Source organism: Burkholderia glumae LMG 2196 = ATCC 33617 (assembly GCF_000960995.1).
In the GTDB taxonomy this organism is placed as follows: Bacteria; Pseudomonadota; Gammaproteobacteria; order Burkholderiales; family Burkholderiaceae; genus Burkholderia; species Burkholderia glumae.
The window spans coordinates 2,481,786-2,507,769 of record NZ_CP009434.1; the positions used below are offsets into that span (position 1 = coordinate 2,481,786).

Consider the following 25,984-nt stretch of genomic DNA (forward strand, 5'->3'; position numbering starts at 1 on the left):
TCGGACGGGCATTTTTACTTCGCCTTCCTCAGCAGCGGCGCAATCGTGCCGCTTTGCGGCCTACTGCGCGCCGTCGGTCCAGGCCTTCACGCGTTCGCCATGCGCCGCGATCCACTTCCCGGCGGCCACGTCAGGCTTCGCGCCGCCCTGGATGGCGAGCATCACCGAATCGAGCTCGCCCGGCTTCCATTGGAATTTCTTCAGGAACGCCACCACCGGCTTGGCCTTGGTTTCCAGCGCCGGGTTCGCGACGCTGTCCACGTGCTCGGCATCGCCGTACACCTTCTTCGGATCGTCGAGGAAGCGCAGGTCCCACTTCGCGAACATCCAGTGCGGCACCCAGCCGGTCACCACGATCGGCTTCTTGGCGTTCTCGGCGCGCGCCAGCTCGGCCGTCATCGCGCTGCCGGAGCTGGCCATCAGCGTATAGCCGAGGCCGTAGGCCTTGATCGCATCGTCGGTCTTGCGCATCACGCCCGCGCCGGCGTCGATCCCAACGATGCGGGCGCCGAAGTCGGCCTTCTCGCCTTCCAGGTCGGCGATGCTCTTGGCCTTCACATAGGTCGGCACGATCAGGCCGATCTTCGCGCCCGGGTAGTTGGTGCCGAGATCGACCACCTTGGTCTTGAACTGATCCCAGTATGCGCCGTGCGTGACGGGCAGCCAGGCCGACAGCGTCGCGTCGAGGTCGCCGCGTGCCACGCCCTGCCACATCACGCCCGCGGCCACCGGCACCAGCTGCACCGGATAGCCGAGTTTCTTCTCGATGATCTGCGCGGCGACGTTGGTGGTCGCGACGCTGTCGTCCCAGCCCTCCACGTAGCCGATCTTCAGCGTCGGCTTGGTGTCGGCGGATGCGGGGGAACAAACCGTCAGCAGCGCGGCGAACGCGCCGCACCAGGCCAGCTTTCCGATGAACTTCATGGTCGATCTCCTTGGGGTGGTCGTGGGCATGCCGAGGGCATGTCTGATTGGGGTGTCTCTAGGTTCCGCGGCCACAATTCCCCGGTATCGTCGTTTTCCGACACGCGCTTGCCCATAAGCGACAGCCGCGTGCCGGCCCCGGAACGGCAGGCGTCACTTGTCGACCACGAGGTCCGACAGCGGCTTGCTGCAGCAGAGCAGCACCATGCCCTGGTCGATTTCGCGCTGGCGGATGCCGCCGTTGTGCTTCATCTCCACCTGCCCCGACACGAGCTTGACCTTGCAGGTGCCGCACATGCCCTGCGAGCACGAGGAGGGCAGCCGCACGCCGGCCTGGCGCGCCGCGTCGAGCACGTGCTGGTCGGCGCCGCAGCTGATCTCGCGGTGGCTCCTCGTGAAGGTGACGGTGTGATGCGTGGTGGCGGGCACCGGCACGCCTTCCTCGACCAGCGTCTCGACCACCTCGGGCGCGGCCTCGTCGAGCAGCGTCTCGAACGAGAAGCTTTCCTCGTGATACTGCCTGCGGTCGAAGCCGGCCTCGTCGAGCAGCTCGCGCACCGCCTTCATGTACGGCGCCGGCCCGCAGGTGAACACCTCGCGCTCCATGAAGTCCGGCGCGATCAGCTTGAGCAGCGGCAGCGACAGGTAGCCCGTCACGCCGTGCCAGTTGGTGCGCGTGCCGATCCGCTCGCAGACGAACGAGGTGCGGAAATTGGCCTGGCTCGCGGCCATCAGGTCGAGCTCGCGCGCGAAGATGATGTCGTCGGGCGTGCGCGCGCTGTGGACGAACACGATGTCGCGATCCTCGGCGAGATCGTAGTGCGCGCGGCTCATCGACATCAGCGGCGTGATGCCCGAGCCGGCCGACAGGAACAGGTACTTGCGCGCCGGGTGGCGCGCGCAGGTGAAGTCGCCGGCCGGGCCGAGCACGCGCACCGCGGCACCCGCCTGCAGGTTGTCGTGCAGCCAGTTCGACACGCGCCCGCCCGGCACGCGCTTGACCGTGATGGACAGCGTGTGCGGGCGCGCCGGCGACGACGAGATCGTGTAGCAGCGGTTGATCGTCTCGCCGTCGATCTCGAGTTCGAGCGTGACGAACTGGCCCGGCTCGAAGGCGAACGAGCGGCCGGTGGGCGAGCGGAAGAAGAAGCTCTTCACGTCGTGCGTCTCCTGCCGCACGTGGCAGCAGGTCAGCGTCTCCTCGGCGTCGCTGCTCCAGCGCTCGGGCAGCGCGCGCCAGAAATCGGGCTGCGTCACGCGGCTGTCCACCGGTTCGAAATTGGCGGCATCTCGCATCATGTCTCGCTCCGCGTCGCGTCAAGCGCCCAGATAGGCGGCCATGCGGCCGATGTACCAGGCCGAGAACTTCTCGACCAGCCCTTCCGTGTACGGCGAATACGGGCCCGGCTGGTAGGCGCTGCTGGCCGCGCCGCGCTGCGAGAACTCGACGAGCGCGCGGTCCTGGTCGTTGGTGGCGTTCCACACGGCGGTCAGGTTCTTCACGTCGTAATCGATGCCTTCCTTGGCGTCCTTGTGCACCAGCCACTTGGTGCGCACCAGCGTCTTGCCCGCCGACAGCGGGATCACCGAGAACGTCACGATGTGGTCGCTCATGAAGTGGTGCCACGAGTTCGGCTGGGTCCAGAACGACAGGCCGCCGAGGTCGGCGCGCTGGAATTCGCCGAGCAGCTTCTTCGAGGCGACCTTCGCGTCGAGCGTCTGCGATTCGCCGCTGCGGTCCAGCGGCAGGCGCTGGGTGCGAAAGCCGGTGACGTCGAGCAGGCGCTCGACCTCCACCGACGGCAGGCCCAGCTCGCCCCACTGCTGCTCGCGCTCCACGCAGGTGCGCTCGAACGCGGCCATGCCCTCGGCGGTGGCCGGCGAGGGCTGGTAGCCGAAGCCGTATTCGTACAGCGAGATGGTCAGCTCCGGATGGTTCGCGACGCAGTGATAGCACTCGCGATTGTTCTCCATCGTCAGCTTCCAGTTGCCTTCCTCGATGATGTCGACCTGCGCGGCGATCTTGGTGTTCGGCAGATCGTGCGGCAGCAGGTACGGCTCCATCGCCGCGCGCAGCGTCGCGAAATCGGCGGGCGGCTCCTCGGCGAGGCAGACGAACAGCAGGCCGCCCAGGTTCTGCAGATGCACCGGCTTCAGGCTGTGCTTGCAGCGGTCGAACTTCTCGCCCATGTGCTCGGCGAACATCAGCGCGCCGCTCAGGTTGTAGGTCCAGCTGTGGTACGGGCAGACGATGTTGCCCACCGAGCCCTTGTCCTCGTTGCACAGGCGCGCGCCGCGGTGACGGCACACGTTGTGGAACGCGCGGATTTCCATGTCGTCGTCGCGCACGATCAGGATCGAGTCGCTGCCCAGCTCGACCGTCACGTAATCGCCCGGCTCCGGCACGTCCGGCTCGATCGCGACCTGAATCCAGTGCCTGCGGAAGATCGCCTCCATGTCGAGCCGGAAGATCTCCTCGCTCAGATAGAACGGGGCTTCCAGGCTGTAACCCGCTTGGCGGCGCGCCACCAGCGCACGAATGTCTGCCGTTTGATTCATCGTTTGCTCCGGACTCTATCCTTGTTTCCTGCCGACCGGCACGGGCCGGATGTCAGTAATCGATCAGTTGATGCTCGCGCAAATACGCCAGGATCACTTGTGCTTTTTCGACCGAACTCCCCTCAATTACGACGTTCCCGCCACGGCTTTCGGTGGTGGTCGCCGACAGCATCCGCGCGTGCCCCGAGCGCTTCTCGGCGGCCGCCAGCCGGACCGGCTTGCGCTCGGCCGGCGCGCTGCGCCAGGCCTCGAGCCCGGCCGACGGCGAGGCCGCCGCCGGCCGCGCCTCGATGCGGCCCTCGCGCAGCCGCGCGTAGGCGTAGCGCGGCTCGACGCCGGCGAGCGGATGCACGGCCACCACCGCCGGCAGCTTCACCGCCACCTTGCGGCGCAGGCCCTTGGGCAGGAACTGCCGGATCTCGGCGCAGCCGTCGCGCAGGGCGACCGCCACGGCGGTGCCGGCCAGCCCGAAATCGAGCCGCGCGGCGATCTGATACGGCAGCATGCCGGTGTCGAACGCGCCTTCGGCGCGGGTGCCGGTCAGCACCAGGTCGCAGCCGGCCAGGCGCTCGGCGAGCGGGCCGATGGCGTCGTCGCCGGGGCCGCATTCGAGCACGTCCACCTGGCTCGCGCCGAGCGCGAGATAGTCGGCGAGCGCCGGATTCGCGGGGTCGCCCGCGTGCAGCACCTCCAGCCGCGCGCCGTGTTCGGCGGCCAGCGCGCGGCCGATTTCGAGCGCGGCCGCGTCGTTGCGGCTGTAGCGCGGCGCGCCGCTCACGGGATGGCGGCCCACCGACACCAGCACGGCGATGCGCGACGGCCTGCGGAAGCTGTTCATGCGGCCACTCCTTCCAGATGCCGTGCGCGCGGCTCGTCGGCATGGCCGCGGGCCGCGCGCGCGGCGTTGACTTGTTCGATCAGCGCGGCGATGGTCGCCTGCGCGTCGCCCACCACGGTCAGGTTCGCGCGCTTGGCGATCGGCGCGCTCGCGTCGAGGTTCACGGCGATCACGTGCCGGCAGTCCTTGATGCCCTGCAGATGCTGGACCGCGCCCGAGATGCCGAAGGCGATGTAGACGCTCGCCTCGACGGTCTTGCCGGTCGCGCCCACCTGCTTGTCGCGCGTGAAGTGGCCGTTGTCCACCGCCACGCGGCTCGCGCCGATCGCGGCGCCGAACGCGGCGGCCAGCCGCTCGAACGCGCCGATATCGGTCACGCCGTTGCCGGCCGAGACGATGAAATCGGCCTCCTCGAGCGCGACCTGCGCCGCGTCGATCTCCTCCACGCCGAGATCGCGATAGCGCCCGGCGCCGCCGGCCCGGCCCGCGGCGTCGGGCGCGAACGGCGGATCGAGCCGCTCGCCCGCGCCGACGAACGGCAGCTTCGGCTCCACCGCGTTCGGCGCCAGCAGCACCACGTCGGGCAGCGCGCGGGTGGCGAACTGGCGCTTCGCGTCGGCGTAGACGCCGACGTGCTGCGCATCGATCTCGACCACGTTGGCGGCCACGCTCGCGCCGAGCGCGGCGGCGTAGCGGCGGCCGAGGTCGCCGTCGCCGGTGGCGTTGTCGGGCAGGAACACGTGGCGCGGCGCGAGCGCGGCGGCACAGCCGAGCAGCGCGTGAAGTTCGTCGTCGGGCGCGAACGCGCGGCGGTCGAAGCCGCGCAGCTCGATGAGCCGGTCGATGCCGAGCGCGGCCGGGTCGTCCTTCAGCTCGCCGAACGACAGCAGCACCACGGCGGTGCGCGCGTCGGCGATCAGCGCCGCGGCGGCCACGGCCTGCCGCGCGTGATCGTCGAGCGCGCCGCGCTCGGGATGCGCCGCCACCAGCAGCACCTGGTCGGCCGCCTCGAGCGTGCGCCGCGGCTTGGCCGCCTCGCGCCCGTGGGCGTGGCCGGTCCAGCGCGCGAGATTGGCGCCCGCCGCGGCGGTCTCGCCGAGCGTGATGCGCTTGAGTCCGGCCGCCGTGACCACGAACGGCCGGCGCGGATCGAGTCGTTTGATCGGGTTCATCGATTCACTCCAGCGAGGCGGCGACCAGTTCGGCCAGGTCGAGCACGTCGGGGCGCGGCCCCACCACGCCCTCAAGCATCGCGGTGCAGTTGGGGCAGCCCACCGCGACGATCTCGGCGCCGATCGCACGCGCGTCGGCGATCCGGATGTCGGGAATCCGCGCCTTGCCGGGGATGTCGGTGAGCGGCGCGCCGCCCCCGCCGCCGCAGCAGCGCCCGCGCATGCCGTGGCGCTCCATTTCCACCACCTGGATGCCGACCGTCCTGAGCAGCCTGCGCGGCGCCTCGGTCTCGCCGTTGTAGCGGCCGAGATAGCACGGATCGTGGTAGGTGACGGTCTTCTCGCGCAGCGTCTCGCTCGCCTTCGGCGCGATCCGGCCGGCCTCGGCCAGCTCGGCGAGGAACGCCGTGTGATGCTTGACCGTGTAGCGCGCGCCGAGCGCGCGGTACTCGTTGCGCAGGCTGTGCATCACGTGCGGGTCGGCGGTGACGATCTGCTTGAACGACAGCGCGTCGAGCGTGGCGATCAGGCGCTTCGCCATCTGCTGGAAGGTGGCCTCGTCGCCGAGCCGGCGCGCGGTGTCGCCGGTGTCGGTCTCGGCGCGGCCGAGCACGGCGTAGTCCACGCCGGCCTTGTTGAGCACCTTCACGAAGGCGCGCAGCGTGCGCTGGTAGCGCATGTCGAAGGCGCCCTCGCCGGCCACGATCAGCACGTCCACCGGGCGGCCCGGCTGCGCCACCGGCGCTTCGAGATCGACCGACCAGTCGTAGCGCGCGGCGGTGTCGAAGCCGCCCATGGTGCCGGTCTCGCGCAGGTTCGCGATCACTTCCGCGCCCTTGCCGGGCACCGTGCCGTGCACCAGCGTCTGGTTGCGCCGCATGTCGACGATCGCGTCCACGTGCTCGATCAGCATCGGACACTCCTCCACGCAGGCACGGCAGGTGGTGCAGGACCACAGCGTGTCGGCCTCGATCAGCCCCGAGACGATCGGGCCGTCCGGGCGGCCGCCATGGCGGCCGACGGCGATGCCCGGCGTCGGGCTGCCCGCGTAGCCGGCATCGGTGCCGCCCGCCATGCCGGTCACCAGATCCTGGATCAGCTTCTTCGGGTTGAGCGGCTGGCCCGCGGCGAACGCCGGGCAGGCGGCTTCGCACTTGCCGCACTGCACGCAGGCGTCGAAGCTCAGCAGCTGGTTCCAGCGGAACTCCACCGGCTTGCTCACGCCGTACTCGCGCTGCTCGATGTCGGGCAGCTTCAGCGCGGTGGGCGGCACCGCCGTGCCGTTGCCGGTATAGCTCTCGCGGCTCGCCGCGAAGCGCTCCTGGCGCGGATGGAACGCCAGGTGCAAGAGGCCGGCGATGGCGTGCTTCATCGGGCCGCCGCGTGCGGCGCCGAACGTCATCGCGAACGCCCCCACGGCGATCAGCAGCGCGCAGAGCACCGCGAACGCGCCCGACATCGCCCCGGCCGGCACCAGCGCGAACAGCACCAGGCCGAGCGCGAACGAGCCGAGCAGCCAGGGCAGCGTATTCCAGGGCCCGCGCGACAGGCGCGCCGGCACCTCGCGCGCCGCGCGGCGGCGCCAGACGAACACCGCGCCCACCAGCATCGCCAGCGCGGCCAGGAAGATCAGCCGGTCGAGCCACGGCGAGTAGATCGCCAGGCCGTAGTTGACGAACACCAGCGCGAGCGCGGCAATCGCGCCGCCGGCGGTGGCCACGTGGGTCTTGGCGATGTACGGATCGCGCGCCACCACGTGGTGCAGGTCGACGAAATAGCGCTTCGGGATGGTGAACAGGTGGCCGATGCCGAACGCGCCGGGCGCCGTGGCGCGCCCGCCGCGCCAGTAGGCCGAGCGCCTGGCCACGGCGAACGCGAGCCCCGCCACCGACAGCCACAGCAGCGCGGTAATCAGGAAAGCCGGATTCATGGTCAGAAGTCCTTCACGAGGCGCAGCGCGTCGTAGATCGCGCCGTGGATGTTGTGCATCGAGATGCAGTCGCCGACGCGGAACAGCAGGAAGCGCCCGTTGCCGAGTTCTTCCGACAGGCTCGGCTGCGGCTCGGCGGCGAACAGCTTGTGGACGTCCACCTGCCCGCGGTTGACCGATTCGGGCTTGAGCGTCCAGTAGAGCTGGTCGTTCGGCGTCGAGCCGTTCTCGATCACCACCTGGTCGACCGCGCGCTCCTCCTGCTCCTCGGTGTACTCGTTGCGCAGCACGGCGATGATCTTGCCGTTGTCCTCGTAGACGCGATCGAGCCAGTAGTTCGGCGTATGGATCACGCCCTGCGCGTAGAGCCGGCGGTAGAAGATCGGGAAGGTGGTGCCGCCGCAGTCGTCGGCCACCTTCACGTCGGGCGTGACGATCTCCACCTGCGCGCCGCGGCTCGAGATGAAATCGGCCACGCCCGCACCCGCGTGCGTGCTCACGCCGTCGTAGACCAGCACGTTCTGCTTGGGCTCGACGCGGCCCGTGAGGATGTCCCACGAGCTGACCGCGAGCCCCTCGGCCACGCCCCAGGCCGGCACCTGGCCGGTGAAGCTGGCGCCGCCGGTGGCCAGCACCACGATGTCGGGCTTCTCGGCCATGATCTGCTTCTCGTCGGCGGCCACGCCGAGCCGGCGGTCCACGCCGAGGCGCTTGGTTTCCATGTCGAACCAGCGCACGATGCCGGCCATCTGCTCGCGCTGCGGTGCCTTGGCCGCGATCATGACCTGGCCGCCCACTTCCGTGTTCTTCTCGAACAGCACCACGTCGTGGCCGCGCAGCTTCGCCACGCGCGCGGCCTCCAGCCCCGCGGGGCCGGCGCCCACCACCACCACCTTGCGCTTCGGCCCGCGCGACTTCTCGATCACGTGCGGCATGGTTGCCTCGCGCGAGGTGGCCGCGTTCTGCACGCAGAGCACGTCGAGGCCGTTGTACTGGCGGTCGATGCAGTAGTTCGCGCCCACGCACTGCTTGATCTCGTCCTCGCGGCCGTCGCGGATCTTGATCACCATGTGCGGATCGGCGATCTGCGCGCGCGTCATGCCGACCAGGTCGACCATGCCGCTGGCCAGCAGCCGCTCGGCCTGGCCCGCGTCGCGAATGCTCTGCGCGTGCATCACCGGGATCTTCACCACCGACTTGATGCCGGCCGCCAGATGCACGAACGGCTCGGGCGGCAGCGCCATCGGCGGCATGCAGTTGGCGAGCGTGTTGTGGGTGTCGGCGCCCGAGCCGATCACGCCGAGATAGTCGATCAGGCCGGTCTCGGACATCGCCTGCGCGATCTCCCTGAGCTGCTCGTGGTCGAGCCCGTCCTCGTGGAATTCGTCGCCGCACATGCGCAGGCCCACGCAGAAGTCGCGGCCCACCGCCTCGCGCACCGCCGTGAGCACTTCCACGCCGAAGCGCAGGCGGTTCTCGAGGCTGCCGCCCCATTCGTCGGTGCGGAAGTTGGTGCGCGGGCTCCAGAACTGGTCGATCAAATGCTGGTGGGCGGCCGAGATCTCGATGCCGTCCATGCCGGCGTCCTTCACGCGCTTCGCGGCGGCCGCGAAATCGCCGATGATGCGGCGGATCTCCTCGACCTCGATGATCTTCGCGTTGCCGCGATGCACCGGCTCGCGCACGCCCGAGGGCGTCATCAGGTGCGGCCAGTGCTCGCCGTGGAAGGCCGAGCGGCGGCCCATGTGGGTGGCCTGGATCATGATCTTCGCGCCGTGCCGGTGCATTGCCTCGGCCAGCCGCGCGAGCGGATCGACGATCCGGTCGGTCGACAGATTGACCGACTTCCACCAGCCCTGCGGGCTGTCGATCGACACCGGGCTGGAGCCGCCGCAGACGGCCAGGCCCACGCCGCCCTTGGCCTTCTCTTCGTAGTAGCGGATGTACCGGTCGCCCGGCAGGCCGCCCGGCTCCGCATAGACCTCCGCGTGCGCGGTGCTGACGATGCGGTTGCGCAGCGTGAGCTGGTTGAGCGTCAAGGGCTTGAACAGGTTCGGATAACGCATCGCGGGCGACCTCTGGGAGGGGACTCTAGTCGGGTGGGGGATCGGGAATCAGGCCGCCAGCGGCGACACGTCGAACACGCAGTGGCCCTGGTGATCGGGATGCTCGCCGGCGCACTGCGTTTCCTGCGAAAACGCGCGCGGCGCGCCGCGGCCCTCCGGGGCGGTATCGTTGACCCAGTCCATCGCGCCGGCGAACCAGCCCGCGAACATGTAGCAGAGCTTGCCCACCTTCTCCGGCTGCTGCAGCACGAACGACGAGTGGCGCAGCTCGATGCGCGCGCGCGCGAGCTGCGGGTCGGCCTCGACCAGGCGGAACAGGCCCCAGCCGCGCTGCGAGAGCCGGTTCAGGTAATGCTCGAACACCGCCATGCCGGTGAGGCCGTGCTGCACGGCTTCCTTGTCGCACCAGTGGTAGGCGGACTTGTAGCCGGCCTGGTAGAGGATCTCGGCATAGGCCTCGCGGCCCAGCGCCTGCTCCACGGCCACGTGGTTGTTGGTGAAGAAGTGGCGCGGCACGTACAGCATCGGCAGCGCGTCGGTGGTCCAGACGCCGGTGTTCGGATCGACGTCGATCGGCAGTTGCGGTTGCATCGTTGACTCCAGGCAATGACGGGTTGCGCCGTGAGCGGGGCGCGACCCGGCCCGCGCGCCGCCGCCAGGCGGCAGCGCGGACCGGATGATATGAAGGGAGCGGGCCGGCTGGCCGCGGGCGGCGGGCGGCTCAGGCGCCCCAGACGTCCTTGAACACGCGCACCCAGTTCTCGCCCATGATCTTGCGGATGCGCGAGGCCTTCCAGCCGGCGCGCTCCATCGCGGCGGTCAGGTTCGGAAATTCGCCGATGGTGCGGATGCCTTCCGGGTTCACCACCTTGCCGAAGTTGGTCAGGCGGCGGTAGCGGCCCTTGTCGTGGGTGAGCATGTCGAAGAACTCGGTGCTGTAGCCCTGCGTGAAGTCGGTGCCGATGCCCACCGCGTCCTCGCCGATCAGGTTCACCACGTAATCGATCGCCTCGACGTAGTCGTCGATCGTCGCGTCGATGCCGCGCTTGAGGAACGGCGCGAACATCGTCACGCCGACGAAGCCGCCCGCGTCCGCGATCTCGCGCAGCTGCGCGTCGCTCTTGTTGCGCGGGTGCTCCTTGAGGCCCGAGGGCAGGCAGTGCGAATAGGTGACCGGCTTCTTCGAGAACGCGATCGCCTCGGACGAGGTGTTGCCGCCCACGTGCGAGAGGTCGACCATGATGCCGACGCGGTTCATCTCGGTGATCACCTCGCGTCCGAAGTCCGACAGGCCGCCGTCGCGCTCGTAGCAGCCGGTGCCGACCAGGTTCTGGGTGTTGTAGCAGAGCTGCACCACGCGCACGCCCATGTCGGCGAACGCCTCGATGTAGGACAGGTTGTCCTCGAACGCATGCGCGTTCTGGAAGCCGAGGATCACGCCGGTCTTGCCCTCGCGCTTGGCGCGCGCGATGTCGTCGGTGGTGCGCACCAGCGTGAGCAGTTCGCTGTTCTCGCGGATCTGCCGCTTCATCGTGCCGATATTGTCGACCGTCTTGATGAAGCTGTCCCACACCGACACCGTGCAGTTCGCCGCCGTCACCCCCCCCTTGCGCATGTCCTCGAAGACCGACCGATCGAATTTCGAAATGTTCAGGCCATCGATGATGATGCTGTCCTGATGCAGCGTGCTCATGCGTTTCTCCAGAATGTCGCGTGGGGTGGGACGACCCGGTCTCGAACCGGTGGGCGCCGTTGCCGCCAGACGCCCGCCCTGCAAGGCCTCTGAGCGGGTTTCACGGGCTCTTTTGCCGACGGCTCTATTCTTGTCGTTCGGATTTTTAGCCGATTGATGAATTCAGACGCTTTCTTTGCCTTTTCCGACATGCGCGTCCGTTTTGTACAAGTGCGCCATGCGCCCGGTGCCGGCGGCCCCCGCGAGGTGCAACCGGCCCGCACGCGGCGCCACCGTCACGCAAGCGAGCTGCCCGCCGCCGGCAGGCGCCCGCCCAGCGCGGGCGCCCCGGCACCGGCGCGGTGCCGGCCGCGCACGCGGCGGTGCAGTCCGGCCCCGGCACGGTGCGCTGCAGCATGAGAGGCGAGCCCCGAAAGCACGGCCCGCTCAGGGTTTAGCCGTATGGCACGCTTGTTGCGCACGATCCCACAATAGCCGTGCCGTGTTCCCCGGCCGCACAGAGTCCCGATTCAAGGAACGCTTCCCCATGTCACCCGACCGTACCGCGTCGCTGTCCCACTTCGCGTTCATTCCCCTGCCCAATTTCACGATGATCGCGTTCACGAACGCGATCGAGGTGCTGAGGATGGCCAACTACCTGAGCGGCCAGCCGCTCTACCGCTGGTCGATCGTGACGCCGGCGGGCGGCCCGGTGACCGCGAGCAACGCACTGAGCGTCGACACGGTGCCGGCCGACAGCATCGGCGCGCCCGACATGGTGTTCGTCTGCGGCGGCGTGGACGTGCAGCACGCCACCAGCGCCGAGCACCTTGCCACGCTGCGCCGCTTCGCGCGCGCCGGCGTCGCGCTCGGCAGCCTTTGCACCGGCACCTACGCGCTCGCCAAGGCCGGCCTGCTGGCCGGCTATGCCTGCGCGATCCACTGGGAGAACATGTCGGCGCTGAAGGAGGAGTTTCCCGACACGCGCTTCCTGAAGGAATTGTTCGTGGTCGACCGCGATCGCGTGACCTGCACCGGCGGCGTCGCGCCGCTCGACATGATGCTGAACCTGATCGCGCCGCGCGTCGGCACGGCGCGCGTCACGCAGATCGCCGAGCAGTTCATCGTCGAACACGTGCGCGACACCAGCGCCCAGCAGCGCATGCCGCTGGTGGCCCGGCTCGGCTCCGCGAACAAGTCGCTGTTCGAGGTGATCGCGCTGATGGAGAACAATATCGAGGAGCCGCTCTCGCGCGAGGAACTGGCGCGGCTCGCGAACATGTCGCAACGCCAGCTGCAGCGGCTGTTCCGCGAGCACCTGGGCATGACGCCCACCCATTACTACCTGACGCTGCGGCTGCGCCGCGCGCGCGAGCTGCTGCTGCAGACCGACATGTCCATCATGCACATTACAATGGCATGCGGTTTCCAGTCGGCCTGCCATTTCAGCAAGAGCTACCGCGACGCGTTCGGCACCGCGCCGACCCGCGAGCGCCGCAAGCAGGTCGCCCCACTCGCGCAACCGATGCTGCCGATCGGCGCATCGCAACCGGTGCTCGCGCTGCACGCCTGACGCTCCGCCGCGGCCGGACGCGGGGGCTCGGCAAGGCGCCCGAGGACAACCCACGTGTCAGACGACGCCGCGCTGGCGAGCGCCTATCTCGCCTACCTGCACACCCCGAACGACGACACCGGCCTGGCGCTCGCGCGCGGCCTGCGCGAGGCCGGCCATGCCGCCGCCGCGTCCGCGCAGGCCACGCGCTGCGCCGCCGATGCGGCCACGCCGCTCGCGCTCGCGCTGGCCGGCATCGAGATGAACCACCTGGGCCGCTTCGCCGAGGCCGAGGCGCTGCTCGCGCGCGCCGAGGCCGGCCTCGGCGGCGACCCGAACCGCTACGTGGTGCGCTTCGAGCAGACCATCGCGCGCTACGGCCAGGGCCGCTATCGCGACGCGCACCGGCTGTTCCGCGAGCTGCGCGACGCGCCGCACCGCGCGCGCGTGGTCGAGACGCTCTATCCGGGCCACGGCGGCAGCTTCGACTGGGCCGAGCGCAAGTTCCTCGGCCATCACGATCCGGTGGCCGGCAAGCGCGTGCTGGTGATGATGGAAGGCGGCGCCGGCGACCTGTTCATGCATTCGCGCTACCTCGCCTGCCTGCGCGAGGAAGGCGCGGCCTCGGTGGACGTGCAGGTTGCCGAGGCCGCGCGCGGCGTGCTGCGCGAGGACGGCTTCGTGCGCGAGAGCGGGCCGCATGTGGGTGCGCTGGCCGACCAGTGCGATTGCGTGACCTGGCTGTTCAATTTGTTCGCGCGCTACCAGACCAGCCCCTACCAGCCGCGCTTCGACACGCCCTACCTCGACACGCCGCCGCCCTCGGCGCTGCCCGAGGCCGTGCGTGCCGCGCTCGAGGCGCCGGGGCTCGCGCGCGTCGGCCTGGTCTGGCGCAGCCAGTCCGCCGTGCGCCACGAGCCCTATCGTTCGCTCGCGCTCGACGCGCTCGCGCCGCTTCTCGCGCAGCCGGGCTGCCGCTTCTATTCGCTGCAGGTGGGCGAGGCCGGCCAGGCGCGCGGCGAGGCCGAGCGCGCGGCGCTGGCCGCGCACCGCGTGGTCGATCTGGCGCCGGCGCTGCACCGCTTCGCCGACACGGCCGCCGTGCTCGGCCAGCTCGACCTGCTGATCTCGATCGACACCGGCACCGCGCATCTGGCCGCGGCGATGGGCCGGCCCGTCTGGCTGCTGCTCTCGCACGCGGGCGACAGCCGCTGGCTCGACCACGTCGATTTCACGCCCTGGTATCCGTCCATGCGGCTGTTCCGCCAGCCGGTGCTGGGCGATTGGCGCACGCCGGTGGCCGAGGCGGCCGCGGCGCTGGGCGCGGGGGACCATGCAGGGCGGGCAGCCTGAAGCGGCGGCCCGCACCCTCACCGCCGGCTCCAGCGCGGCCCCGCCTGGTTGCATCCGCAACAAAATGACGACGGCCCGCGCGCACGCGGGCCGTCGGCCTTGCCGCGCGGCCGCTCCGGGCCGCCCGAATCACGCTCAGGCCGCGATCAGCCCGTGCGGATCGATCACGAACTTGCGCGGCGCGCCGCCATCGAACTTGCGGTAGCCCTCCGGCGCCTGATCGAGCGAGATCACGGTGACGTTGACGATCTCGGCGATCGGCAGGCGGTCGAACAGGATCGCCTGCATCAGGTTGCGGTTGTACTTCAGCACCGGCGTCTGGCCGGTATGGAAGGTATGCGACTTGGCCCAGCCCAGGCCGAAGCGGATGCTGAGGCTGCCGTGCTGCGCGGCGGCATCCTTCGCGCCCGGATCGTCGGTCACGTACAGGCCCGGGATGCCGATCGCGCCGGCCGGGCGCGTGATTTCCATCAACGAGTTCAGCACCGTGGCGGGCGCCTCCTCGGCATGGCCCGAGGAGCCGTGGCCGTGTGCCTCGAAGCCGACGCAATCGACGGCGCAGTCGATCTCGGGGCGCCCGACGATGCGCGCGATCTGCTCGCCGAGCGGCGTGTCCTGCGAGAGGTCAACCGTCTCGAAGCCGACCTTGCGCGCGTGCGCGAGGCGCTCGGCGTTCATGTCGCCGACGATCGTCACCGCCGCGCCGAGCAGCCGCGCCGAGGCGGCCGCGGCCATCCCCACCGGGCCCGCGCCCGCGATGTAGACGGTCGAGCCCGGCTTCACGCCGGCCGTGACGGCGCCGTGGTAGCCGGTGGGCAGGATGTCGGACAGGCAGGTCAGGTCGCGGATCTTGGCCATCGCCTGGTCGCGGTCCGGGAACTTGATCAGATTGAAGTCGGCATACGGCACCAGCACGTACTCGGCCTGCCCGCCGATCCAGCCGCCCATGTCCACGTAGCCGTAGGCGCCGCCGGCGCGCGCCGGGTTCACGTTCAGGCACACGCCGGTGCTCTGCTCGCGGCACATCGGGCAGCGCCCGCAGGCCACGTTGAACGGCACCGTGACGATGTCGCCGATCTTCAGCGTCTCGACGTCGCTGCCGAGCTCGATCACCTCGCCGGTGATCTCGTGGCCGAGCACGAGGCCGACGGGCGCCGTGGTCCGGCCGCGCACCATGTGCTGATCGGAGCCGCAGATGTTGGTGCTGACCACCTTCAGGATCACGCCGTGGCCGATCTTGCGCCCGCTCGGGTCCACCATCCGCGGGTAATCGATCTTCTGCACCTCGACCTTGCCCGGCCCCTGATACACGACTCCTCGATTGCTGCTCATCGCTTCGTCTCCTGTCTGTCTGGCTTCGTGCTGCGCGTCGCCCGGCGCGGCCGCGCGCGGGTCGGGCAGCGAACCCTCAGAGGGTAGTCTGCGAAGCGGGGCGCCAGATGTCCAAAACCCGACACGCGGTTGACCAGCGCCGACACGCAGCGGCGCGCGAGTGCCGGCATCGCGTTACAGGCCGGTGGCACCGCCGTTCGTGTCGGTGTTCGTGCCGGTGTTCGTGACGGCCGTTCGTACTATCGCCACGCGCGCTCAGGACCGCTCATCTGGCGGGCTGCCGGACGGCAAGCGGGTTGGGCCGGACAAAGGCAACGGAACGACGCGCAGCCGCGCCGGTTCTCACCGGACCGGCGCCACGCTCCACGCAGCCCGGCACCGCTCACGCGGCGCCGGGCGGTGCCGGCGCATCGGCATCGCGCCGCTGCGCGCCCCGCCCCAGCGAGAACCCCAGGCCGGCGAGCACGAACACCAGCCCGGCGGCCGGCAGCACGAAACGCACCACCGGCAAGCCGAGGGCGCCGAAGCAGAGCGGCCACAGCGACGCGCCGACGTTGAGCAGGATCGTGCGCACGCCGATCAAGCGGCCGACGTCGCGCTCGGCGGCCACGTCATGGACCAGCGCGAGCAGGTTGGGCTGCGCGGTGCCGAGCGCCAGGCCCAGGCAGATCGCCAGCACGCACATGGTCTCGTAGCTCGTGTGCCACGGATAGACCGCGAAGCCGAGGCCCACCACGATTAACGCGCCACGGATGATCCAGATGCTGGACAGGAGCCGGACCAGCCCGGGCAGACAGACCCGGATCACGAACGTGGCGCCGGAAAAGAGCCCGAGCACGATGCCGATCTGCTTCGCCGACAGTCCAACGCTGCGGCTGATGAACGGCACGAGGAACGTGTGCAGGTCCCACGCCATCGCGAGCAGCGCGCCGGCCACGAGCACCTTGCGCACGTCGCGCTGGCGCAGCAGGCTCAGTGTCGCGCGATCGCGCGTGCGCGGCCGGCCGGCCTGCTCGGCGGCCGCGGCGCCCTCGGCCGCGGGCCGCGCCGGCCGACTCGAACGGAACACCCGCCGCCGTGCGGCGAGCAGCGCGAGCAGCACTGCCCCCATCAGCGCCGCGAGCCGCAGCGGCGCATGGACCCCCCATTGTCCGGACAGATAGCCGCCCAGCAGCGCGGCCAGCGAGGTGGCGGCCGACTGCGTCAGCGAGAAGAAACCGAAGCGGCGCACCCGTTCGCCCGGCGCCCCGCATTCGCCGATGTGCAGTTGTAATGCAATCTGCATCAAGGTGAAGCCGACCCCGCACAGCAGCGCCCCGGGAAACAGCAGCACGGCGGGTCCCGGCACCGCCTGCAGCAGCGCGCCGCCCAGCAGCACCGCCCCGCCGCCGACCAGCATCGAACGCGGGCCGAGGCGCGTTGCGACAGCGCCGGCGTGCACCGCGATCAACAACGGGGCGAGCGAATACATCGCCATCACGATGCCGAGTTGGATCGAGGGACGGTTTTCGCGCACGATCAGGATCGTCGCGCCGACGCGGCTCACGCCGAAGGCCAGATACAGGAAGAAGCCGAGCGCGAGCGCAACCACCAGCGGCCCGGCCGCCGCCGGCGGCTTCGCGAACGCGGCGTCGAGCCGCGCCGGCTCGCGCGCGGGGCGACTCACCGGCACGCGGCGCTCAATGCGACGCCTGCCATTCGATGCGCTCGCCGAGCCAGGCGCTGGCCTGCGCGACGCGCTCGCTCGTCTCGGCCTCGCTCTCGCCACTGACGATCACGCTCAGCACGTCGTCGGTATAGGACGCCGCGCGGCCGTTCACGACGCCCTGACGTCCGTTCACGTAGACGTTCGTGCACCACTCGAACGGCAAGGTCAACGGCAGCGCGCGCAGGACCGCCTCGCGAGTCGGGAACATCAGCGACGCCGAATAGCGTGCCGGGCGCCGCACCTCACCGATGCCGCTGTCGAGCCCGCACTGCGCGCGCACCCAGGCGCGGCTCAGGTTGAAGCCGTAGTCCTGCTCGATCAGCTCGATGATCAGCGAGCCGGCGGTACGGCTCGCGATTTCGTTGAGCAGCAGCGTACCGTCGGGCGCACAGAAGATCTCGGCATGGAACGCGAGCGGATCGGTGGCCGGCAGCGCCGCGATCACCCGCTTGCAGAACGTCACCAGCCGCTCGCCGAGCTCGGTGTCGGGCTGCATCGTCAGGCTGCCGTAACAGCCGGCGGCCTGGTAGTCGAGCGACGAATTCACGTAGCGGTAAGGCACGATGAACTCATAGCGCCCGCCGCGCAACAGCCCGTTGACATGGAACATCGTGCCTTCGACGAAGGTCTCCACCATGTATTGCCGCGCTGTCTGCTCACGCTGGAAATCATGCAGATCGCGCGCCTCGCGCAGCACGCGCACGCCGCGCGAGCCGGCGGCGTCCACCGGCTTGACCACGACCGGATAGCCGTGCTCCTCGATGAAGCCGGGCAGATCGGGCGCCAGCGCCAGGCGCCGGTAGCGCGCCGTCGGAATGCCGGCGGCCGCCATGTGGTCCTTCATCAGCACCTTGTCACGATAGGCGCGCGCGCTCTGCACCGATTGCCCCGGCAGGCCGAGCGCCTCGCGCAGCGCCGCGACGCGCAGCATGTCGTATTCGGACTGGGAAGCGATGAAACCGATCGGCGCGGTCCGGCCCAGCTCCAGGGCGAGCTGGTCGGCCAGCGGCGCGCCCAGGTCGTCGAACTTGCGGATCATCCGGTACTTGCCGGGCCGGTTCATCGGCTTGCTCGTCAGCGCATATACGTCCTGCTGCGCATCGGCAAGCCAGTTGTAGAAATCGAACTTGGTGGAACGGTTGAAGACCAGAAATGCCATGATTGTCATTGCCTCGGTTCGAACCTGTTGTGACGACTGCCAGCGCGAAACGAACGTGGACCTGGATCGCGCCCCCCCCCTTGCCTCGCGCCGCGCGCTCAGCAGACCTCGCGCACGATGCCGACCAGCGGCACGGCGGGCTCGATCACGCATTCGCCCGCCACGCGCCATGCGCCTGCGGACGGCGACACGACGAGGCGCGCGAGGCCGCAAGCGGGTCCGCCCTGGTCGATCACGACAGCGGCGCCGGCAGCAGTGCCCGCCTCGGCGAGGCGCGCGTAACGGACCACGGTGGGCGCGATGCCGCCGGTGGCCATGTCCTCCTGCGTGCCCACGCGATGCGGGAAATGCCGCGCGGCCAGCCGCGGCGCGACCCGGTCGCGGACGGCGAAGACATAGATGCCGGTGGCCCCCAGCCGCTCGCAAAGCGCATCGCGCTGCGCGGGGTCGATCGAGATCGCGGCCAGCAGCGCCGCATCGGGCAATTCGAGCAACAGCTTCTCGCGCGGCGCGCCGACCGAACGCGCCAGCGTCGCGCCGGCCGCACGCAGCGCGTCGATCCGCGCGATACCGAGCGCTCGCAGCGCGTCGTCGAGCAGCCCCGCATCCAGGGGTTCCGAGCCCCCTCCATCCTGCGCATAGGACCAGCGCCGCGCACCGTCGCCGAGGACCGACACCGGCTTGCCGCCGATCTCGAACACCCGGCTCGCGCGCGGGCCGTCGTGCGCGTCGGCCCAAGCGGCGGCGGCCAGCAGGCCGTGCCCGCAGAACGCGATCTCGCCGCCCGGGGTGAAGAAGCGCAGGCCGGCATCGGCCGAGCCGGCGCCGCGACGCAGCCAGGTGACTTCGCCCTGCTGACGCCGCGCCAGCGCCACGCATGCCTCGAAGTCGACCTGCGCCGCCGCCTCGGTAGCGAACACGAAGGCGGCATTGCCGTGCTCGCCATCGACCGTGAATGCCCTAGCGGGCGTGCCATGCCGGATCATCTGCCGTTGCCTCCCTGGCCCGCCAGTCCGTCAGGCCAGCAGCGGCGCCACCGCCGGGAAGGCGCGCTGGAACGCTTCCGCATGCGTGATCGTCTGCGTCGCACGACGGCTCGCCTGCGCACCGCGCTGCAGCGCGACCCGCTCGTAGTAGGCCCATACGCCCTGCTGCGACGCAATGCACTCGAACACTTGGCGCTTGCGCTCCCAGAGCTTCGAGATGTCGACGAACAGATTCGCCTGGAAGTCGCACAGCTCCGGCTGATGGGGTTCGAAATAAAACAGGCTCGACGGCGCCACCATGTCGGGCCCATGGCCCGGCGCGGTCGCGAACACGCGAGCCTGCTGCACCATCTCGCAGCTGTTGGCGTGATCGACGTTGCCGGGATCGACCGGGGGATGCGTGACGATGGCATCGGGACGGAATTGCCGGATGATCCGGTTCAGCCGCACCGTGCTCTCGCGCGTGACCTCGAGCGGATAGTCGTCGAGATCGAAGCATTCGAGTTCGACGTCGAGCAGTTCGGCCGCCCGCCGCGCCTCGGCTTCGCGCGCGCGCTTGACCGTGGCGTGCGTGGCGTGCGCTTCCTTCCAGAGCCTGCCGGCCTCGCCCATCACGCCGAACGACAGGCAGACGACCTTCACGTCGTGCCCCTCGGCGCGATGGCGAAGCATGGTGCCCGCGGCACGCCAGACGAAATCGCCCGGGTGCGCCGCGACGACGAGCAGACGGTTACTCATGGTGATCCTCCCTGACGAGATCGAAATAGCGGTCGACGAGCCGCCGTGTAACGGGTCGCGGAGCATGGTTGCGCAGCACGGACGAATCGACTGACGCGATCGGCGCGATCTCGAGCCCGGTGCCGCACAGAAACGCCTCGTCGGCCAAGTGCAGCTCGTGCGGCATCAGCCGCTCCTCCGAAATCGTCAACCCTTCCTGCGCGCCGATTTGCAGGATCGCCTCGCGCGTGATGCTTGGCAGGATCGCCTGGTCGAGCGCCGGCGTGCGCAGCCGCCGGCCCGTCACCAGGAACAGCGCGGCCGTCGGTGCCTCGCTGAGATAGCCCTCGTCGTTCAGGAATACCGGGAAATCGAAGCCGGCCGCGCGCGCGGCGTGATCGGCGACGAACGGGATCGAGTACGCCGAGATGCACTTCAACGCGGGCGGAAACACGTCGTGGCGCGCCTTGCGCCAGCTCGAGATCGTCACCTTCGCGGCCAGGTCCTCGCCGAGCCACTTCTTGCGGCCCATCGGCTTCACGTCCACGGTCAGCGCCGCCTCAAGCTTCGCGCCCATGTCGCCGACGTTGACGGCATGGATGCTCGGCCGGATGTAGCAGTCCTCGCGCAGACCGTTCGCTTCGATCAGCCGTTCGACGATTTCCGGAATCCGCTCGATGCCGGGGTCGGGCAAGCCGAGCGTGCGCGCCGAGCTGGCGAGCCGCTCGAGGTGCGCCGCCATTCTGAACGGCCGCAACCGGCCCTCACGCGACAGGTAGGCACGCACGCCCTCGAACACGGACAAGCCGTAACGCATCGCCAGCGACGAGACGCGCACCGTCGCCTGCGATGCGTCGACGTAATCGCCGGCATGGAAGATGATTTTTGCCAAACCGAATCTCCTCGTCCTGGCTCAGGCTGCGTAGCGGAACGGCTCGGCCGCCGGATCATGGAACTGCTCGTAGATCGCGTCGAAGTGCGCGTGGCGCCGGTCGATCGCGCGATCGAGATAGCGATGCGCCTGGATGCGCAGCTCGTCGGTCGTGCAGTAGGTATCGAGCAAGATCTCGGCCGTCTCGGCATGATCCTCCTCGAGGTCGCTGACGGCCGTGTGGTCGCCGCCCGCACGTTCGACCGCGCTCGCATGGTGAACGAAGAACTCGTAGCCCTCGGGCGGCAAGCGGTAAACGTCGCGCATCACCGACAGCATCGACTGGTTGCCGGCCGACACGACGGGCGGCTGGCCTTCCATCAGCAGCAGCACCGAGGCCACCCCGGCCGTGAAGTGGACCGTGGTGTTGCAGGCCTCGACGTTGTGGTCGATCACGGCCTGCGTCTGCGGCAGCATCGGCGCGGTGTCGATGTCGCGCTGCGTCACGCCGAGCGCCTTGCCGAAGTCGACGAAAGTTTCGAGGTGACGTTTCGAGTGGCTGAAATGGCCGGTCTCCTCCTCGAATACGTTCTCCACCAGTTCGACGCGCAACTGGTGGTCGGGAATGCGCGACGCGATGCCGAGAATGTTGCGCGTCCAGTGGTTCTTGATCGGGAAGCGGTGAATCACGAAATTCTGCAGCAGGTGCTTGCTCGCCTTGCCGGCCAGCACCGTCTGGTAGAGCCGGCTGGTCATCTTCTTTCGGCTGTTGATCTTGTCGCGCAGGGATTGAACGAATTCGCTCATGGTGCGGTTCCTGTCAGTGGGAGGGTCGGGACTCGAGGGACTTGATCTTGTCGATGTTCAGGTTGTTGCGGCCGTAAAAGACGTTGTCGAGGCGCTCCTTGAAACGCACCGGAAAGAAGTCGTGCGGAAAGCTCGCCGGCATCTGCGAGAATCCGGCGATGTCGATCGGCCGTGAATCGGCCTTCGCGAGCTCCGAGAGCAGCACCTCGATCGCCGCGTTGCCGCCACCCTTGCCGACTCCGCCGATCGTGCCGTCGACCCACGACGCGCCCGCGCGCATCGCGGCCAGGGCGTTCGCGAACGCCAGATGCAGCGAGTCGTGCGCATGAAAGCCGATCTGGCCGGTGAAATGACGGCGCATCTCGCCGACGATCGCGGCGACCTCGTCCGGGTAGAGCGCGCCGTTCGAATCGGCCGCGTAGACCGTGTCGAAGCCGGCCTCGGCCAGGGCGCGCGTGAGCGCGGCGAGCTGCGAGTGCGAGCGCTCGCTCACCCGCGTGATGTTGGCGCAGACCACGAGACCGAGCCGCGCGGCGCGCTCGCCGAGCGCGAGCACCTTCGGCAGGTTCTGGTCGGTGCAGGTGAAGCGGACCACCGAGACCGGCAACTCGGCGAGTTCGTCGAGATCGGCCGGCTCGGCGTCGCCGGGCGGCACCATCACCGCATAGCGGACAGCTTGCGTGCGCGCCAGCGAAGCGAGGAAGGCGGGCGGGCAGCGTGCGATAACCGTGGACGGGTGCCGTTCGACGTTGCGCCGCCGGAAATAGCCGACCTCGATCACATCCACGCCCGAGGCGAGCAGCCGCGTCAGGATCGCGTCGATCTGCGGCGCGGAAAAATCATGGCCATTGAGGTAACCGCCGTCCCGCAGGGTGCAGTCGAGCAGCGTGACGGCGCGCGCGCAATGCGCCTGATTCGACAGCAAGGTCATAGCCTGAACTCCACTATTCGAACGCGCGTATTACGCGCATCATCATGCATGCCGAGTGCAATACCTCACTCGCCGGCCGCAAACAGACGGAAAGTTGAGCACCTGACGCGGAAGATCATCATGCCGGCGAAAATGGTATTTCGCGACGACACCGGATCGGCCTGACACCGACCGAATTGACATTCACATTCGAACAGAGCAATAGACGCTATTGCCGATTAGGTTCCGAAACGACGCAAGACTTGCCGAACAAGCGTATGAAAAAGCCATGAAGCGCACCGGATGTGGGGCCGCGAAACAACGCGATTTGGTTTTCAACAGTGTGGCACAACCATCGATAAATATAAGAAAACAAAATAAATATTCCCGGATCATGGAATGCCATGCCCTTTCGGTCTATTTTTTGAATGATCTTTCCGAGATTTTCATATTCGAGGCGATTCCGCCATTCGCACCGCGCGCTCGATAAGACGTACGTCCTCATCTTCCGCGCCTGGCCAAATTGGGCAGCGGCAAGGCACACCGCCATCCATCTCACCGACGAGACGTCATCCATGTTTGGCGAAAGGCAATGCGCGCCGGCCGGCATCGGCGGTCCGGAGCGCGCTGCCGCTCAGAGGCCGAGCGCGGAGATGAAGCGGTTCGTGAAGCCGAGCGTGCCGGCCTGGCCGTAGCTGTTGCAGGTCGGCGAGGCATAGCGCTGCGTGCAGTCGTTGTCGCGATCGAGCGACCAGAAATGCACGCCGGCCAGGCCGTTGCGCTGCACGAACGAGGCGACGGTGTCGACGTCGGCCAGCGTGAAGGTCTCGTCCTGCGTGTCGTTGCCGCCGATCATCGGGGTCAGCTCGATCTGGCTGTACGGCACGCCCCAGTAGTCGTGCAGGCTGTTGGCCGCGGCCACCGCGGATTGGCCCATCTCGCAGGCGCCGTTCACCACCGTGCAATTGCTCGCGATCGCGCTGCCGTAATCCATCACCATCAGGTTGATGATGTAATCCTTGAGGCCGGCCGCCTGGATCGCGTTCATCACCGACACGCCGGTCGAGCCGAGGCTCTGGGCCGCGTTGCCGCCGAGCGTCGCGATCGTGAAGCTGAAACGCAGGTTCGGGAAGCGGGCCTGCGCCGCCTTCACGCGCAGCACGAGGTTGTTGATGTCGGTCTGGCTCTGGCCGGCCTCGATGTCGAAATCGATGCCCTTCAGGCTGGCCGAGCGGTAGGTGTTGATGAACTTCGTGAAGTTCGCGTCCGAGCCGCAGGTGAACGAGCCGGCCGCGCCGCCCGTCGAGATGATGTAGTTGCGGCCCGCGGCCACCCAGCTCTGCACGTTCGCGCTCGCGACCTGCGCGGCGCTCAAGCCCGACCAGGTCTCGCTGCCGCATTCGCCGGTGGCGAACGCCCAGGTCACCGTCTTGTCCCTCGCCGGCAGCACGTTCAGCAGCGGCTGCAGCGACCCGGTCACGGCCGTCGAGATGAGGTTGGTGTTCCAGTTCAGGCTGATCGTGAGGTCCTTGTACGGACCGAACACGAAGTTGGCCGGCAGCGCCGCGGCGGCGGGCACCGGCTCCTGGGCGCCCACTCCGGCGGCCAGTGCATGACCGGCGCTGCACAGCGTCAGGACGGCACCGCACAGCGCGGCGCCCAGGCCCTTTATCATCGTGGTTTTCAAAGTGAACTCCCGAGAGTAGGGAAAAATCCTTCCTTGATTATCGATTCGACTTGCCGCGCCACCGGCAATTTCGCGAGTCGATTCGGCACCCCGATTTCGAAATCACCGGATTCGCGGCATCAACACCTCGCTCCGAACGACTCGTCACCAGGCACCGGCGCTGCGCGCTGTTCAATCACAAGCCACATGCAATGAGCCGGGCGAAGCGGGCGCGGCGGCACGCACGGCAACGCGGCACACCGCAAGCAAGCATAGTATGTTCGACGGGGAATACACCTGTCCGGACTGATAGGGAATTCAAAAAATCAGGATTCTTGATTTTAAAGATAATTTATGTAGTTACACCAAAATACGTTTATCGAATCGAAATAGCGAATTGCAATGACCGGAGGCATGCCATGCGGCAGCCTGCTTGCGCTTGGGCCGCGGCGCCTCCTGCAACACGATTCGGCACCGCGCGGCGCGGGCCGGATGGAAATCGCCGGGAACGACGCAGCTCGCGCGTGCCCGGCGAGCGGGCACGCGATGCGAGGCGCGGCCGCGCTCGCCTACCGGTTCGCGCGGATTACCGCGGCGGCGGCCGCGGCGGCTTCGGCCGCCACGTCGTCGTGCACGCGCGTGCTCTGTCCCGGCAGCGGCTGCTCGTTGTCGAGCAGGTGGCCGCCGCGCTGGTGCGTGTCCACCACCACGCGCATCGACAGCCCGATGCGCAGCGGATGCGCGGCGAGATCGGCCGCGTCGATCGACACCACCACCGGCACGCGCTGCACCACCTTGATCCAGTTGCCGGCCGCGTTCTGCGACGGCAGCATCGAGAACGCGCTGCCGGTGCCGGCCGAGAAGCCCTCCACGCGCCCGTGATAGACCACCTTCGCGCCATAGATGTCCGACACGATGCTGACCGGCTGGCCGGCGCGCATGTTGCGGATCTGCCCTTCCTTGAAGTTCGCCTCGATCCACAGCGCGTTGAGCTGGATCAGCGACAGCAGCGGCACGCCCGGGCCGACCTGCGCGCCCACCTGCACCGAGCGCTGCGCCACCGTGCCGTCCACCGGCGCGACGATCGCGGTGCGCTTCAGGTTGCGCCAGGCGAGCTTGAACTGCGCGGCGGCCTGCACCACGGCGGGGTCGTCCTCCACCGCGAGCCGGCTGCCGAGCGCGCGCGCCGATTCGAGCTGCGCGCGCGCCGCCGCCAGTTGCGCCTGCGCGCCGATCATCTGAGCCCGCGCGCGCGCGAGTTCCTCGGGCGAGACCACCTCGACGCTGGCATTGGCGCGTGCCTCGTAGGCACGCCGCGCGACTTCGAGATCGGCCTCGCGCGCGCTGACCGCGTCGGCATACATCGCATTCGACACGCGCGAGCTGGCGGCCTGGCGCACCGCCTGCGCGAGCTGGGCCCGCGCCTGCGCGAGCGCCACCGACGCCTCGGCGTCGTCCAGGCGCACCAGCGTCTGGCCCGCGCGCACGCGCTGCGTGTCGCTGACCAGCACGTCGACCACGGTGCCCGGCACCTGCGCGGCCACCTGCACGATGTTGCCGGCCACGTAGGCGTCGTCGGTCTCCTCATGGTAGCGGCCGCTCAGATACCAGTCGGCGGCCGCCGCGATCGCGGCCACCGCGACCACGCCGAAGAACAATGCGAAATGGCGGCGGCGCGCGGCGCGCCTGGCCTGCAGCCCGCCCGCCTCGGGCGTGGCGCTCGCGCCGTGGCGGGGCGCCTCGTGGTTGTCGTCGTGCATGC

General features: G+C 69.1%; 21 protein-coding genes. 2 read left to right on the plus strand and 19 right to left on the minus strand.

The window, feature by feature from the left end; genetic code table 11:
- Positions 1–60: 60 nt before the first annotated feature.
- The 9 genes from KS03_RS11160 to KS03_RS11200 form a co-directional block, all read right to left on the minus strand.
- Positions 61–924, minus strand: coding sequence for a glycine betaine ABC transporter substrate-binding protein (locus tag KS03_RS11160; protein ID WP_012733429.1), 864 nt, complete (start codon positions 922–924; stop codon positions 61–63).
- Between the two features lie 153 nt (positions 925–1,077).
- Positions 1,078–2,223, minus strand: a complete 1,146-nt coding sequence (locus tag KS03_RS11165; RefSeq protein ID WP_012733428.1) for an FAD-binding oxidoreductase — start codon at positions 2,221–2,223, stop codon at positions 1,078–1,080.
- Positions 2,224–2,241: 18 nt separating this feature from the next.
- Positions 2,242–3,483, minus strand: coding sequence for an aromatic ring-hydroxylating oxygenase subunit alpha (locus KS03_RS11170; RefSeq protein ID WP_012733427.1), 1,242 nt, complete (start codon positions 3,481–3,483; stop codon positions 2,242–2,244).
- A 52-nt stretch (positions 3,484–3,535) separates the two neighbouring features.
- Positions 3,536–4,321, minus strand: a complete 786-nt coding sequence (locus KS03_RS11175; protein ID WP_012733426.1) for a drug:proton antiporter — start codon at positions 4,319–4,321, stop codon at positions 3,536–3,538.
- Complete coding sequence (locus KS03_RS11180) at positions 4,318–5,493, minus strand: electron transfer flavoprotein subunit alpha/FixB family protein (RefSeq protein WP_012733425.1); 1,176 nt, start codon at positions 5,491–5,493, stop codon at positions 4,318–4,320. Before KS03_RS11180 ends, KS03_RS11175 begins: the two co-directional genes overlap by 4 nt.
- 4 nt (positions 5,494–5,497) lie before the next feature.
- Complete coding sequence (locus KS03_RS11185) at positions 5,498–7,423, minus strand: (Fe-S)-binding protein (protein WP_012733424.1); 1,926 nt, start codon at positions 7,421–7,423, stop codon at positions 5,498–5,500.
- Between the two features lie 2 nt (positions 7,424–7,425).
- Entirely contained in the window at positions 7,426–9,489 is a 2,064-nt protein-coding gene (locus KS03_RS11190) for an NADH:flavin oxidoreductase (RefSeq protein WP_012733423.1), read from the minus strand.
- Positions 9,490–9,537: 48 nt separating this feature from the next.
- Positions 9,538–10,080, minus strand: coding sequence for a DUF5943 domain-containing protein (locus KS03_RS11195; protein WP_012733422.1), 543 nt, complete (start codon positions 10,078–10,080; stop codon positions 9,538–9,540).
- A gap of 130 nt (positions 10,081–10,210) precedes the next feature.
- Positions 10,211–11,182, minus strand: coding sequence for a dipeptidase (locus KS03_RS11200; protein WP_012733421.1), 972 nt, complete (start codon positions 11,180–11,182; stop codon positions 10,211–10,213).
- Positions 11,183–11,708: 526 nt separating this feature from the next.
- On the opposite strand from KS03_RS11200, the gene KS03_RS11205 reads away from it, so the two are divergent.
- Together KS03_RS11205 and KS03_RS11210 are read left to right on the plus strand one after the other, a co-directional pair.
- Complete coding sequence (locus tag KS03_RS11205) at positions 11,709–12,734, plus strand: GlxA family transcriptional regulator (RefSeq protein ID WP_012733420.1); 1,026 nt, start codon at positions 11,709–11,711, stop codon at positions 12,732–12,734.
- Positions 12,735–12,788: 54 nt separating this feature from the next.
- Positions 12,789–14,066, plus strand: coding sequence for a glycosyltransferase family 9 protein (locus KS03_RS11210; protein ID WP_012733419.1), 1,278 nt, complete (start codon positions 12,789–12,791; stop codon positions 14,064–14,066).
- A 135-nt stretch (positions 14,067–14,201) separates the two neighbouring features.
- On the opposite strand, the gene fdhA is transcribed toward KS03_RS11210, so the two are convergent.
- The 10 genes from fdhA to KS03_RS11260 all read right to left on the minus strand — a co-directional run bounded on the left by fdhA (position 14,202) and on the right by KS03_RS11260 (position 25,982).
- A complete protein-coding gene (gene fdhA / locus KS03_RS11215; protein WP_012733418.1) occupies positions 14,202–15,398 on the minus strand; it encodes a formaldehyde dehydrogenase, glutathione-independent in 1,197 nt (398 codons plus the stop codon).
- Positions 15,399–15,780: 382 nt separating this feature from the next.
- Entirely contained in the window at positions 15,781–17,070 is a 1,290-nt protein-coding gene (locus KS03_RS29910) for an MFS transporter (RefSeq protein WP_230674467.1), read from the minus strand.
- 7 nt (positions 17,071–17,077) lie between these two features.
- Complete coding sequence (locus tag KS03_RS11225) at positions 17,078–18,265, minus strand: ATP-grasp domain-containing protein (protein WP_012733415.1); 1,188 nt, start codon at positions 18,263–18,265, stop codon at positions 17,078–17,080.
- A gap of 98 nt (positions 18,266–18,363) precedes the next feature.
- Complete coding sequence (locus tag KS03_RS11230; RefSeq protein WP_012733414.1) at positions 18,364–19,251, minus strand: PhzF family phenazine biosynthesis protein; 888 nt, start codon at positions 19,249–19,251, stop codon at positions 18,364–18,366.
- A gap of 30 nt (positions 19,252–19,281) precedes the next feature.
- The gene (locus tag KS03_RS11235; protein WP_012733413.1) at positions 19,282–19,989 is read right to left on the minus strand and encodes a PIG-L deacetylase family protein; all 708 of its coding nucleotides are present in this window, start codon (positions 19,987–19,989) and stop codon (positions 19,282–19,284) included.
- The gene (locus KS03_RS11240; protein ID WP_012733412.1) at positions 19,982–20,860 is read right to left on the minus strand and encodes an aminotransferase class IV; all 879 of its coding nucleotides are present in this window, start codon (positions 20,858–20,860) and stop codon (positions 19,982–19,984) included. The genes KS03_RS11235 and KS03_RS11240 overlap by 8 nt, the downstream gene beginning before the upstream one ends.
- A 21-nt stretch (positions 20,861–20,881) precedes the next feature.
- Positions 20,882–21,646: an iron-containing redox enzyme family protein gene (locus KS03_RS11245; protein WP_012733411.1), complete on the minus strand. Its 765-nt coding sequence runs from the start codon at positions 21,644–21,646 to the stop codon at positions 20,882–20,884.
- Between the two features lie 13 nt (positions 21,647–21,659).
- Positions 21,660–22,577 (minus strand): beta/alpha barrel domain-containing protein, encoded by a 918-nt coding sequence (locus KS03_RS11250; RefSeq protein WP_012733410.1) that lies wholly within the window; start codon positions 22,575–22,577, stop codon positions 21,660–21,662.
- A 613-nt stretch (positions 22,578–23,190) separates the two neighbouring features.
- Positions 23,191–24,243 carry a glycoside hydrolase family 18 protein gene (locus KS03_RS11255; RefSeq protein ID WP_012733409.1) on the minus strand — a complete coding sequence of 351 codons (1,053 nt, stop codon included), beginning with the start codon at positions 24,241–24,243 and terminating at the stop codon, positions 23,191–23,193.
- Positions 24,244–24,791: 548 nt separating this feature from the next.
- Positions 24,792–25,982 (minus strand): HlyD/EmrA/EmrK family protein, encoded by a 1,191-nt coding sequence (locus tag KS03_RS11260; protein WP_012733408.1) that lies wholly within the window; start codon positions 25,980–25,982, stop codon positions 24,792–24,794.
- Between the last annotated feature and the right edge of the window lie 2 nt (positions 25,983–25,984).